Below are 12,388 nucleotides of genomic sequence, written 5' to 3' on the forward strand. Positions count from 1 at the left end.
GTCCAAGCCCGCCCCACGCATGCCGCACCCCCGCTACACTCCCCACCGCCAGGCCGTTGACCAGCCGAAATACAGAAGTCCGGCTGTAGTACTAGCCGCTCAACGATTCCCACGGCAGCAACTTAGCGACCATGCCAAATGAGACGGCCTGTTAAGCAACCGCCACCAAGCGTGGAGCGCAGTGCCGTCTGCCCCTGTAGCTCTGTCTCACCTTGTTCTTGCTTCCTCTGCGTTTCGGAGTGCCAGCTTGTCCTCCAGGGCCAATCGCCGCAATGCACGTAACGCGGGTTCCAGTAACACTGTCACCACCGCGGTTCGTTCGGCCCGCAATGCGTCGGCCGCATTGTGTATCTGCTGGCTGTCCAGCCTGGAGATTTCGTCCACGATTTGCGCGTAGGGCAGCATGGTCTGCCAATCAATATCCGCGCCTACCGCGGAGAGGGCGTCCAGAATCTCGCCGAGGTCGCCGACGGCCGGTGCACTGTGCGGCACGCACCATCCCATCTGCGCAACGAGGTTGCGCGCGTCTGTGATGCCTCTCGTCTGCGGCTGCGTGGACGCTGCGGTGTCCGCCGCCTGCTGGCCCCCGCGAGTGGTGAAAGCGGCGTTGAGTGTCTTGGCGAGGGTGGGGCCGGGATCGTTCTGGTCTGCTGAGACGGCGTCAAGGATTTCCTTGGTGGCGCTGACCGGCAGCTGTCCGATGCCGATGAGTGCGCGGATCAAGCGGAGCTGGTGCAGATGGCCTTCGTTGTAGTCGGCCTCGGTCGCCGTGATCCGTTCGCCGGGTGGGAGCAGTCCGCTGCGCAGGTAGTACTTGATCGTTGCGATGGATACTGCGCTGCGTCGGCTGAGCTCGGCTAAGCGCATGCCCCCACTCCCCTTCGTCATCGGCACCCCCCTGGCGGTGTGAGACCGCGCAGGGCGGCGCCCGGCCTGCTCCTCTGCAAGTCTTCCCGCGCCGCGAGCAGGCATTGGCCTCAAGCGGCGCGAGTTGGCGGCTGCGATGCAGACCGGTTCTCACATCTCCGGCCGCTTTCTGTACGACGCCGGATCGATGCCCTCCCAGACACGGCTGTCGGAGACGAAGCCCATAGCCACCAGGCAGTTGATGAGCATCCCGTGGGCCAGGAACCTGGTCGTCTCGTCGGTGTCGGCGCCGAGGGAGAAATGGACTGTGTCCCACAGCCGCATCCATCCGCTGCGCACGGCTTCGCCGACCTCGGGGTCACCGGCTCGCTCGGCCGCGGCCACGGTGACGTACATCTGCATCTGAAGCAGCAGCAGTTCGGGCCGCTCGGCGAGGATCGTGGTGTACGCATTCGCCATGGCCTGGAGTGCTTCTTCTCCGCTCAGGCCGGCGGCGGCGGCCTGGAAGGTGTGGACCGTGTCGTTCATGCATCGCTCGACTGCCGCCAGGAAGATTGCCTTCTTTCCCGGGAAGAGCCGGAAGAGATACGGCTGGGAGACGCCCACTCGTTCGGCGATCGTTTTGGTGGACGTGCCGTGGTAGCCGCAGCGGCCGAACTCCTTGATGGCTGCACGAATGACACCTTCACGCCTGTCCTCGGCACTCGTCCTGATCACAGGCTCACTCCGCCTTCCGCCGCTGCCGTCCGCCTCCCGCGCCTGCCTGCCCTATCCGTTGCTGCGGTGATGCAGGCCGGCTGACAGGGGCGTGTGACGACGGACGTCCATCGTGATCGGAGGAAGGCTGGAATCTCGTGGGATCCAATCCTCGGCCAATGTTCAGTATTTGGCCGCCAGTCAGTTTCGCTGGAGCTTCTCCTGCTGCTGTTCTCGTCGTCGCCTGGGTATTGCGTGCGTGTTGTCGTCTTAGCTGGCCGGGCGCGATGCCGAACATCGCCGAGAACCGGGTGGTGAACGTGGTTACGCTGCCATAACCCACTTGGTGGGTTATGGCAGCGACACTCAGTGTTGTGGACTCGAGCAGATATTTTGCCCGCTGCATGCGCACGAGGGACAGAAACTTGATGGGTGACATCCCTACCTGGCGCTGAAAAACTCGACAAAAGTGAAAATTACTCAGTCCGGCAACTTCTGCAAGGTATGAAAGGGAGATTTTCTCCCCGTAGCGTTGGCGAATCACCGCGAGTGTCCGCTCGATCGATTCGTCGATCTGATTTTGGGATGTGAAGCCGAATATCTGCTCGTCTAGTCCTCCTCCGTCTTGCATCAGGTGTTCAAGCGATGAGGGATCGATTGACATAGCCCACGACCTATCTGGATGCTCATCATAATTGCACCGGATTTTCTAGGTCTCGTTCGAGAGGCGATGTCAGAAGAGCTTGACGGCCTGACCATGATGGCTCGGCGTAAGGTATATGGCCAGGCTGTTCCCGGCGAAGTGCCGGCTCCCGTTGGGCGCCAGCTGCCGCGGACCGGAGGCCGTGACGCGGCGGCACGCCGGCTCAACGCGGTGATGCCTTCGGCGCGATGAACCCGAGGTGCTGGCCCATGGTGCAGGTTGCGGCTCCCCAATCCCAGTCCCCTCCCTGCACAGGAGCATACGCGCTTCCCTGGGAAAGGGCTTCTGCGATATTGCCGTCCATCTTGATCACTTGAACGGAGGAAGAAACGGAACAGAATCTCCCCGGAATCCGGTCCTTGAGACCGAATCGGCGCCCGGCGATCGCCGGCCTCATCATGTCGAGACCACCGGCCAGTCCCGCGGGTGAAGCTTGTTCGCCAAGGTGGTGTATCTGCTGTGTTCGGCTCCGAGGGAGTCGGGTAATAACTGTTTGAGTTCGCCCGGCTCTCAGTTCTCGGCGAGGAAGCGACTGTTCAGTCAGGCTTTCGTGCCGTGCTCGCCATGGCGTCGTTCCCCCTCCCTTCGTGGACCGGCGAGGCATCTGAGCACGGCAAGGAGAGAGAAGCCGTAGAGGCCGACCGGTCGTGATGATGGGGAGCGGTTCGACAGCGTGGATCGCCATGTTCCCCGACGCTTCCGGTCGCCGGAAGGTCGCGGTCAGAGTCCATCGGGCATCATGCCTGAAATTCGTTGCATTTTCGGCGCTCTTGTGGAGCAAAGGGATGCGGAAGTGTTTGTGGTCATCGCGGACCACTGTGCTGGGCGGTGTGAGCCAAGCGGAGCCCGTTTGTGGGGAGCTGTGACAAACATGGTCGATGTGAACGGCGGTAGCAGGGTGCCGAGCAATCGGTCCGAAGAGCGGGAAGTGCCGGTGTGGGCACGACAGCCGCACTTGGTTGGCGGTTTCGTCGCCTGATTCGTAGCCAGCGTGAGCCGCATTCGGTTCCACATAGGGGTGAGCGATGCTGATCTGTGTGACCGGTGGTACCGGCTTCGTCGGTGCCCATTCTGTCGCAGCGATCGTCCGGTCCGGCGCACGCGTGCGGCTGCTGGTCCGCAACCGGTCCGGGGTGGAACGGGCGCTGGGCCCACTCGGCGTGAATCTGGCCGCAGTAGACGTGGTGGTGGGCGACGTCACCGACAGGCTCGCCGTCGACCGTGCCGTTGGTGGGGTGGACGCTGTGCTGCACGCTGCTTCGGTGTACTCGTTCGACAGCAGGCGGCGTGCCGAGATGCGCAGAACCAATGTGCGTGGCACGCAGCTGGTCCTGGGCAGTGCACGGCGCGCTGGTGCTGATCCGATCGTGCACGTGTCCACGGTCGGTGCAATGTTCCCCGCTGCCGACAGCGTCGTCCGGGCGGACTCGCCCCTCGGAACGCCGCGCGAGGCTTATCTGGCGAGCAAGTCGGTCGCCGAGGCGATCGCCCGGCTGCATCAGGAAGAGGAAGCACCGGTGGTGATCGCCTATCCGCCAGCGCTGCTCGGCCCGCACGACCCGCACCTGGGGGACCAGACGACCCGGTTACGCAATGCCCTGCGCGGTCTTCTGCCGCTCTGGCCCCGTGGCGGCTTCCCGCTGGGCGACGTCCGGGACACTGCCGACCTGCTTGCGGCACTGCTCCTCAAGCCGGCCGGGGTGCGGGAGCGGCACTTCGGCCCGAGCCGCTATGTGACGACCCGGCAATACATCGAGGCTTTGCGGCAGGTGACCGGTCGGGCCCTCCCGGCGGCCTTCGTGCCTGCCCGCCCACTGCTGCCCGTAGGGATGGTCACGGATGTGCTGCAGCGTTTGTGGCCCTGGCGCATCCCCGCGGAGTACGGCGCCGTCTATACGTGCCTGCACGCCGCGCCCGTCGACGCTCGCGCCTCCACCTATGGTGTACGCGGGCGCTCCCTCTCGGAGACTCTGGCCGACACCGTTCGCTGGCTACACGAGGCGGGCCACATCTCGCGCAGGCAGGCCGGAGCAGTGAGCGCCCTTGCGCAGGAGGTGGCGGTATGACGGCGAGTCGGCGGTCCGAGTCCTTCTTCAGCGCTGCGTACCGTTCCTGCCGCGACAACATCATCCGGCTGGCACGAACACATCCCGAGAAGGCGTCATGGCCGGTGCCCGCGTGTCCCGGCTGGAGCGTGCGGGACGTGATCTCCCATCTGCTCCAGGTCTGCCGGCTGGTTGTCGCGGAAGTACCCGTCGACATCCATCACCCTCCGGCTCCGGAACCCACAGTCCCGCTGATGCAGTTGCTCACAGCCTGGGAGGAGTTGGACGAGGTCCTGGCCGAGGTGCTGGAACGCACTCCCTGGCTGCGCCGCGGCACGATGCTTCTAGACGCCTTCTCACATGAGCTCGACATCCGGGCCGCAGCGGGCATGCCGCCACCTCACGACCATCCTGCCTTCGCTGACGCATTGGAACTCGCCACGATGGGGTTCACGATGTCGGTGAACGCCCGCCGCCTTCCAACGCTGCGCATCAAGACGCCTGGCCACGCGTGGCTCATCGGCGACGGCACCCCTGCCGCGACCGTGCGCGGAGAGAGTCTGGAAGTGTTCCGTTCCCTCACTGGCCGGCGGACCTTGGCGCAAATCCGGGAGCTTTCGTGGAGTGCGGATCCGGCGTCCTGGTTGCCAGCGTTCGCCTGGGGCCCTTTCACTCCACCGGCCGAACAAGTCGAGAGCAGCATGGCACCAGTGAATCAATGGCTGTGGTTCCTGCCCCCGAACTTCAGCCTTGGCGTTGATTTCTAAGGGCTGTCCCGTAACCGCCGAGAAGGAGTGGCGACCGAGCTCAGACTGCGTCGTGGCTTGCGGTCACGTCCGCTGGAGTGGTGTATCGACGGCCACTCGGTGATCTCGTTTTGAGGCTATGCGGTGATTTCGGTGGGCAGGGTGGTCTCGTCGGTTTCTGACTCGATCGGGTGGAGGCGGGCCTTGGCCAGCAGGTCGAGTCCCATGTAGCGGCGGGCCTCGGTCCATTCGTCGTTCTGCTCGGCCAGCACGGCGCCGACCAGGCGGATCAGCGCGGTGCGGTCGGGGAAGATGCCGACGACGTCGGTGCGACGTCGGATCTCCTTGTTCAGCCGTTCCTGTGGGTTGTTCGACCAGATCTGCCGCCAGATCTCGCGTGGGAAGGCGGTGAAGGCCAGCAGTTCGTGCTGAGCGGCGTCCAAGTGGGCTGCTGCCTTGGGGAACTTGGCTTCCAGGGCATCCAGAACGTGCCGCATCTGGGCCTGGACAGCGTCGGTGTCGGGTTGTTCGAAGACGGTCCGCAGCAGGGTGGCCACCCACGGCTGAGCGGACTTCGGGACTTGGCTCAGCAAATTTCGGGCGTAATGCGTGCGGCACCGCTGCCAGGATGCGCCGGGCAGGACCGCGCCGATCGCGTTCACCAGGCCGGTGTGCGCGTCGGAGACGACCAGCTGGACACCGGACAGGCCGCGGGCGGTCAGGGAGCGCAGGAAGGCGAGCCAGCCCGCACCGTCCTCGGCCGTGGCGACGTCGATCCCGAGGATCTCGCGGTGTCCGTCGGCGTTGACGCCGACTGCGATCAGAGCGTGGACGTTGATGATGCGGCCGCCCTCGCGGACCTTCTGGGTCAGCGCGTCCACCCAGACGAACGTGTAGGGCCCGGCATCGAGCGGCCGGTTGCGGAACGCGGGGACCTGATCGTCCAGATGCTTGGCCATCGCGCTGACCTGGGACTTCGACAGCTGGGTGACGCCGAGGGACTCGGCGAGCTTCTCGACGCGGCGGGTGGACACACCAAGCAGGTAGGCGGTGGCGACCACCGAGATGAGGGCCTGCTCGGCCCGCCGGCGGCGTTCCAGGAGCCAGTGCGGGAAGTAACTGCCCTGCCGCAGCTTGGGGACGGCGAGTTCGACGGTCCCTGCGCGGGTGTCCCACTCGCGCGGGCGATAACCGTTGCGGTGGTTGACGCGTTCCTCGCTGACCTGCCCGTATTCGGCATTGCAGAGGGCATCGGCCTCTGCGGACATGAGCGCGTCGGCGAACGTCTTGACCATCGCGCGCAGCAGATCGGGACTCGCCGCGGCGAGGTTGTCCTCGGCGAGAGCGTGCAGGGGCAGACTGTCTGGTGCGGTCATCGTGCTGATCTCCTTCGAGCCTAGACATCTCGAAGATCAGCCGGTGGCCGTTCTCATATCCGGACCCTCACTCCGACGCCGGGACAAACACCCGGATCAGGTGGGAACCGGTACACCACTTCCAGGGACGCAACCCGAGCTGGGGGCCGTTACCCCAGATCCTCACGGCACGATGGTTCGACAAAGAACGTCAAGCCCGCCCAGGTCGGCGACGAGCGCTGGCCACGGACCGTTGCATGGCAATCAAGACCACGCAAGGCCGCGGACCTGATCGTCACCGAGGACGACACGTACTTCAGCGAGCTTCTCCTCCACACGTCCCGCGCCGGAGTGAAGTTGACGACTGCCGAAGGAGCGCGACGCCACGGCGCGGCCGAGCCCGTCGAGGAGGGAGTGCCGGTCCACTGGCCGTGCTGTCTGTCCTGTCAATCTGTCTGGGTGCCGGGGGCCTGCAGTCGAGAACTCTGGCGCGGACCGTGGCGTCGTGCTGGGCGGCCAGTTGTTCTTGCTCGAGCGTGATCTCCTGGTGCGTAGGACGGGGTGAGCAGCGCCGCTGTGCCGATGAGCTCCAGGAGTCCCGATGCGTAGAAGCATGCGAAGCTCCGGGCGGCCAGGTTGATCTTGGTCGATAACGGCGGTACCCCGCTGCCGTGCGATCCGAGCTGGCCTGGCGCTGGGACGCAGGCTTCGCACCGGCCTTCAGAACGCAGGCAGGGGAAGCGCGACCCTCCGCCCCAGCCCGAACTCCTCAGCCTCGTCGTTGCTGACGACCGCAACCGTTCCGGCAGGGACCCCGGGGAGGGTGGCCACGCGCGACGCCACCACCAGGAGATCTTGCTCGCTGGCTCCGGTGACGATGAAGACGTAGGAGTCCCCGTCATCCTCTCCGTCATCGAAGACCTCCACGTCCCCCTGGCCTTCGAGAGAGAACAGGAAGTCCTCGATCTCCTCGATCCAGGGAAACGGGTAGCCAACGTCGGGCAGGTCGGGCGTCGGCAGCAACGGAACGTGGATCTCAACAACCATGGTGGGCACGAGGCCATCCTGCCCCCAGTACGTTCACTCAGCTCAACCAGGGGCCAACCTCGTCAGCGCCCTGACGAGTTGAAAAAGGCTCAATGTACGGCCGGGCCTCCTTCGATCTGCTCCGGGACCCGCATCCTCACCCAGCCATGAGCATCACACTGGCCGTCCCGACAGGACCTCTACGCTTCTCACGTGCGCTATCTGACGGAGTCCTTCGCCCTTGGCGCCCTGAGGCGTGGCCGACCGGTCGAGCAGTTCCTCGGCCCTGCTGGCTCACCCGAGCGTCCCGGCATCCGCTACATCGAGGTCAGACCGACCAAGACCCGCTACGAGATCTACCTGCACACCCTGGAAGACGTCGGTCACGAGACCTTCGTGGACGTAGTCGAGTTCCCTCCTCTTTACACCGACGATGAGGAAGAGGAGTTCGGCCGGCTTGTCGCGACTCGCGATGACCCGCTCGGCGCCCTCGCAGCCGCCGAAGCCGCCACCGGAGCGGGACGCGGAAGGTGGGTCAACGCTGGCGTGGTCCAGGACGAGTATCTCGACTACGTGGTGGCCGGACGGCCGGCAAACGGTGCACCAGATGGATACCCCTGGGCTGTCCCGCCGTCCAAACGTTGACGATCAACGGGATCACGGAACTGCGGCCAGAGCCATTTTTCGCGAAGCCTCATCACCCGCGTAGTACTTGCCAGCCGACGCATGGGTCTGTGGTGCGGCTGTATCCGGGCGAGGGCAGCCGCACCACAGGTCCTGCAATGGTCACTTCATGTCGAGTGCGTATTCACAGTGCACCTTCTGGGTGTACTTGCTGTTGCCTTGGGTGTAGTTCACGCGGCAACCGCTGAGGTGCTTTTCGATGTGCCCGACGATCTTGACTTTGACCATCGCGTAGTAGTCGCCACTGTCCTGGTGGCCTCGTATCACGATGGGCTTGCCAGCATAGTTGGGCATCTTTGTCATATCCCTGGATCCTGGGACATTTTTATCTCCCTCCATGCTGTCCAGGATGTAGCCGTTCGTATCCTTCATGGAGTAGACGGGGTACCCCTCGACTTTCGCGCCGGAAGGAATGCTGTCCAGCCGCACCGACGTGATCCGGACTGTCGTCTTCGAGTTGTTGCTGAAGAGCGGGAAGGCGAATCTCCAGACGCTTCCTACCTTGGCGTTGGGAACGCCCAGGACACCCGAAGCGGGAGGACCCGCCGCCGTGAGAGCGTGTCCTGTCGCAGGGGCGGAACTCGCCGGACTCCCACAGGAGCTGAGCAGGGTGGCGGCGACTCCCACCAGCACGATTCGGCTAGTACGAGTAAAACGTGCCGGGCTTACCATAGAGCGTTCCCTTTGCTCCCCAGATGGCGTGGTCCTCGGGCTTGTTCCCGGCCTCGATCTTCTGGGTGTGGGTGCCGTTGTATACCGTCTGCGAGTTGATGCCGATACCGAAGACAGTGGCCCCCACGGTATAGGTCATGGAACGCCCCGAAGAGAGGGAGAAGTACGTCCCCGGCCTCACGAGGCCCCGGCGGCTGTCGGGTGCGCTGGTGTAGCCGTGGGATCCATCGTACTTCCTGACATCCTTGCCGTACTCGCCGACAGCGCCACCAGAGGGGACCTTGTAGCCGATTGGGCGGATCTCGTAGGAGTAGCTGGTCGGGCTGTGCAGGCAGGTCAGCTTGATCCGGACGTAGGCGTAGTTGACGGGCACGCGCCACTGACGGGCGAAGTATGGGCCCTTGCCTGAATATCCGGTGGAGTGTCCGGTGGTCTTGGTTTCGCTTGCGCTTCCGGTGATGCTCCAGTTCTTGCCGTTGGCGCTGGTGGCGATACCAATCTGGCTGGACATGGTGCTGCTGTAGTCGAAGCTCGCCTTGGCGTCCCAGTACGCGTGGGCCTCACCGACGGTGGTGTACTGGATCTGCTTCTTTACGACGGTTTCGTGGGGAGTGCACACGTTGTCCATAGGGATAACGCTGCTGTAGTCGACGCCGTCTGCGGTGTTGGCGGCGTAGGCGCTCGTGCCGCTGGTCGCGGACTGGTACGTCGGGAGAGCGGCCGTGTCGGCGTCCGGGTCGACGGAGTTGGTGATCGACTGGGCGAGGCTCGAGGCCGTGTCCGAGTCGGCGGGTGCGTCCAGCGGTGTGACGTCGGTGTCGATGCGCAGGGGTTGGGTGTGCGGGGTGTTGTATGCCCGCACGTCCTGGGCGGCCTGCGTCGTGGATGAGCCCTCGGCCACGCCTGCGCTGACGTTGTCGGTCGCCGTCATCATGTGACCGTCGCTGGTGTAGCCGTTGACGGTGGCAGACAGATTGAGCACACCGCTGTTGGCGTCGGCGAGCGTCTGCAGGCTGCTCGGCAGAGGGTCGGGCAGGGTGTAGGACCAGCTGCCGTCCGAGGCGGTGGTCGTGGTGCCCACGACCGGCAGCGTGGTTTCACCGGTGGTGTCGTCGGTCAGCGCGTCGGACGCGGTCAGGGTCACCGTCAGGTTCGGTACACCCGCACCGGCGCCGTTGGTGAATGTACCTGACACGCTCGCCGCACCGGAGGCGGGACTGACCGTCGGAGTCGGGGTGTCGCTGACCGTGGGCGCAGCGGAGACGGTGACGGCTCCGCTCGGCTTGGGGCCGGGGTCACTGATCGTCGGGTCGGGTGCTGTGTCCGTCGGGTCCGGCGTGGCGTCGACCTGGTCCGAGGAGAACCAGCCTTGCAGGTCGACGATGAGCTGGATGGTGCCGGCGCTGTCGTTGTAGATGCTGACCGCGCCCTGGGTGCCGGGCTCGACGATCACCTGATCCGCGGTGGTGGTGCTCGCCTGGAAGTTGTCGACGGAGATACCCGGCGGGACAGTCGGTCCAGTCCCCCACACCTGGAGATAGCCGGAGTTCTGCTGGCTGGTCGTGGTCAGGTTGAGCACTGCGGCTCCGAAGGCGGTGGGGATGCCGTCGCCGCCGCCGACCGCGACGCTGACCGTGCTGTGGGCCGCGATCGCCGTCGAGGTGCGGGTGTCGAGCAGGCGGTCCTGGACGGCCGTGAACTTGCCGCCGCCTGAGGGGGCTTCGGTGAAGTAGCCATAGACGTCGAGGACGACGTTGATGGACTGAGTTGTAGACGCGTTCTTCAGGGTGATCCGGCCGCCCGTGCCCACGGGGATGACCGCGCCCTGGGAGGTCGTGACACTCTTGTAGCTCACCGTCGGCTGGCCCGGCGAGGCGCCTGTGGCATAGGCGTACAGGCTGCCGGCGGCTCCGGGAGATGGAACGGTGATGTTCGCGTAGATCGAGGACTCGTCGGTGACGCTGTCCACGCCGTCGACCTGGACGTCCAGCGTTCCGCCAGGGGCGATCTTCGCCAGTGGCGCCCCGGTGCCATCGCGGGTGTCGACGATCCGTGAAGAGGTGACCGGCACATATCCGCCGGGAGAGGTGGCGCCGGCGGCGGAGGTGAAGTATCCGTTGACGCTGACGATCACATCGACGGTACCGCTGGAGTTGTAGACGTCGATCTTTCCGTCCGAACCCACCGCGACGATGGCGGAGTTACTCGTGTCCGCGTCGCTGGAGAAGTTGATGACGGACGCCGGGTAAGGCCGGGTGGTGCCGTCGGGCCACATCTCCAGGTAACTGCCGGACGAAGTGGCGTTCGTCGCAGTGATGTCCAGCGATACGGCAGACACGCCGGAGGCGGGGACGCCGCCTTGGCCAAGGACCTGGAAGGACGCGGTCGACGCCGCCCCCAGGGCGGCGCTGACGCCGAGGGACGAACGGGTGTCGACGATCTTCGCGGCAGGAGCGACGGGGAAGAAGTCGCCGCTCGAAGCAGAGACAGCACCCGCATGCGTCAGGCTCCCCAAGCCGAGCCATGCGAGCACCGAGAACAGGACGACGGCCAGCGTCAGCGGTCTGTGCCGACTCCGTAGAGATTGCGGCATGTCTGAACCCCCCTATGCATTTATGGACTTCATCCCTGATGTGGATCATGTCCGAGGTGAGGATCGTAAGGATCACTTACTTAAACGATCAATGATCTTCACCTAAAGGCCACATAAAAGCGAGAGGGGACCAGGGGCTCTGACCTGCGTAAATATACTGTTTGACTGCAGAACCAACTGGCCTGGGCCCTGCAGCAGGGCACAGCGCTCTTTGCTGGCGCGTTCATGGAATCAGACGCCCGAAGGCCGCGAGAGCGCCCGCCCGCCGCTTGCGCCCCCGCCGTGGACCACGACAGCAGCGTGCATCTGGATCACGGAAGCAATCACTACCTCTCGCCTATCCGCTTCCCACTGCCCTGAACGGGACCAGCCCATACTGTTTTTTTGCCCGCTCTCATGTTTGGGCATCATCACCACTTCACGCCGCGTCACTTGTCCGGTGGCGAAGAGTTCATGGCTGCTGTCTTCCACGTCGCCGCCCGAGCATCCTCCGGCCAGGTCATCGCTGCCAGCGGCACAAGCCACTGCACCGCATAACTAAGAGGTTCGGCTTCATCGGGCTCGCTCACTTGTTCATCGGTCTCGAACCCCTGGTGACGGCCGTGCTACGGCGGTCACAGCCCAGTGACCACCCGCCGCTGCTTCCTCGCGGCGCCGGCCGACTGGTGGATGCTCGCCTCTGCAGCCGACTCCCAGGGGGTATTCGATGATGACCAGGTTCCGGACCGGACTCGCGGCTTTGGCGGCGACAGGGGCGCTGTTGGTGCCCGTCGCCGCGGCCAGCGATGCGACAGCAGCATCCTGCGCGCGGCACACCACCGGCGTCTGCAGGGCCAACAGTCCGCATCCACTCGGGGCGACGGCCAAATGCAAGGACAACACCTACTCCTTCAGCGCCCACGCCCGCGGCACCTGTTCACACCACCGCGGCGTGAAGTACTGGTACCGGTAGACGGGCATGCTCGTCGGCCTCGAAGGCGAGGGGTACAGGGCGCAGCCTT

12 protein-coding genes are annotated in these 12,388 nt (G+C 64.9%); 4 read left to right on the forward strand and 8 right to left on the reverse strand.

Going from position 1 to position 12,388, the window contains the following annotated elements; translation table 11 throughout:
* Positions 1 to 207: 207 nt before the first annotated feature.
* From AB0G52_RS39085 to AB0G52_RS39095, 3 genes are all read right to left on the reverse strand, one after another.
* Positions 208 to 867 carry a MerR family transcriptional regulator gene (locus AB0G52_RS39085; RefSeq protein ID WP_361343747.1) on the reverse strand — a complete coding sequence of 220 codons (660 nt, stop codon included), beginning with the start codon at positions 865 to 867 and terminating at the stop codon, positions 208 to 210.
* A gap of 150 nt (positions 868 to 1,017) precedes the next feature.
* Complete coding sequence (locus AB0G52_RS39090; protein WP_361343750.1) at positions 1,018 to 1,584, reverse strand: TetR/AcrR family transcriptional regulator; 567 nt, start codon at positions 1,582 to 1,584, stop codon at positions 1,018 to 1,020.
* 4 nt (positions 1,585 to 1,588) lie between these two features.
* A complete protein-coding gene (locus AB0G52_RS39095) occupies positions 1,589 to 2,227 on the reverse strand; it encodes an AraC family transcriptional regulator (RefSeq protein WP_361343753.1) in 639 nt (212 codons plus the stop codon).
* A gap of 1,064 nt (positions 2,228 to 3,291) precedes the next feature.
* Here AB0G52_RS39095 and AB0G52_RS39100 point away from each other — a divergent pair.
* Both AB0G52_RS39100 and AB0G52_RS39105 read left to right on the forward strand, forming a co-directional pair.
* On the forward strand, positions 3,292 to 4,332 hold the full coding sequence (locus AB0G52_RS39100) for an NAD-dependent epimerase/dehydratase family protein (RefSeq protein WP_361343756.1): 1,041 nt from the start codon (positions 3,292 to 3,294) through the stop codon (positions 4,330 to 4,332).
* Positions 4,329 to 5,078 (forward strand): maleylpyruvate isomerase family mycothiol-dependent enzyme, encoded by a 750-nt coding sequence (locus AB0G52_RS39105; RefSeq protein ID WP_361343759.1) that lies wholly within the window; start codon positions 4,329 to 4,331, stop codon positions 5,076 to 5,078. Before AB0G52_RS39100 ends, AB0G52_RS39105 begins: the two co-directional genes overlap by 4 nt.
* 116 nt (positions 5,079 to 5,194) lie before the next feature.
* Here the strand turns inward: AB0G52_RS39105 and AB0G52_RS39110 are convergent, their stop codons facing one another.
* Both AB0G52_RS39110 and AB0G52_RS39115 read right to left on the reverse strand, forming a co-directional pair.
* On the reverse strand, positions 5,195 to 6,433 hold the full coding sequence (locus AB0G52_RS39110) for an IS256 family transposase (protein WP_361343762.1): 1,239 nt from the start codon (positions 6,431 to 6,433) through the stop codon (positions 5,195 to 5,197).
* Between the two features lie 699 nt (positions 6,434 to 7,132).
* The gene (locus AB0G52_RS39115; RefSeq protein WP_361343822.1) at positions 7,133 to 7,459 is read right to left on the reverse strand and encodes a hypothetical protein; all 327 of its coding nucleotides are present in this window, start codon (positions 7,457 to 7,459) and stop codon (positions 7,133 to 7,135) included.
* Between the two features lie 192 nt (positions 7,460 to 7,651).
* Between AB0G52_RS39115 and AB0G52_RS39120 the strand changes: the two genes are divergently transcribed.
* Entirely contained in the window at positions 7,652 to 8,083 is a 432-nt protein-coding gene (locus tag AB0G52_RS39120; protein WP_361343765.1) for a hypothetical protein, read from the forward strand.
* Positions 8,084 to 8,224: 141 nt separating this feature from the next.
* Here AB0G52_RS39120 and AB0G52_RS39125 read toward each other — a convergent pair whose 3' ends face one another.
* The 3 genes from AB0G52_RS39125 to AB0G52_RS39135 all read right to left on the reverse strand — a co-directional run bounded on the left by AB0G52_RS39125 (position 8,225) and on the right by AB0G52_RS39135 (position 11,858).
* Positions 8,225 to 8,755: a hypothetical protein gene (locus tag AB0G52_RS39125; protein WP_361343767.1), complete on the reverse strand. Its 531-nt coding sequence runs from the start codon at positions 8,753 to 8,755 to the stop codon at positions 8,225 to 8,227.
* 7 nt (positions 8,756 to 8,762) lie between these two features.
* The gene (locus AB0G52_RS39130; protein ID WP_361343770.1) at positions 8,763 to 11,387 is read right to left on the reverse strand and encodes a hypothetical protein; all 2,625 of its coding nucleotides are present in this window, start codon (positions 11,385 to 11,387) and stop codon (positions 8,763 to 8,765) included.
* Positions 11,388 to 11,618: 231 nt separating this feature from the next.
* Positions 11,619 to 11,858: a hypothetical protein gene (locus tag AB0G52_RS39135; RefSeq protein WP_361343773.1), complete on the reverse strand. Its 240-nt coding sequence runs from the start codon at positions 11,856 to 11,858 to the stop codon at positions 11,619 to 11,621.
* A gap of 238 nt (positions 11,859 to 12,096) precedes the next feature.
* Here AB0G52_RS39135 and AB0G52_RS39140 point away from each other — a divergent pair, with 238 nt between their 5' ends.
* Positions 12,097 to 12,339, forward strand: coding sequence for a DUF3761 domain-containing protein (locus AB0G52_RS39140; protein ID WP_361343825.1), 243 nt, complete (start codon positions 12,097 to 12,099; stop codon positions 12,337 to 12,339).
* Positions 12,340 to 12,388: the final 49 nt, after the last annotated feature.

It is taken from the genome of Streptomyces sp. NPDC021562 (genome assembly GCF_040640875.1).
Lineage (GTDB): Bacteria > Actinomycetota > Actinomycetes > Streptomycetales > Streptomycetaceae > Streptomyces.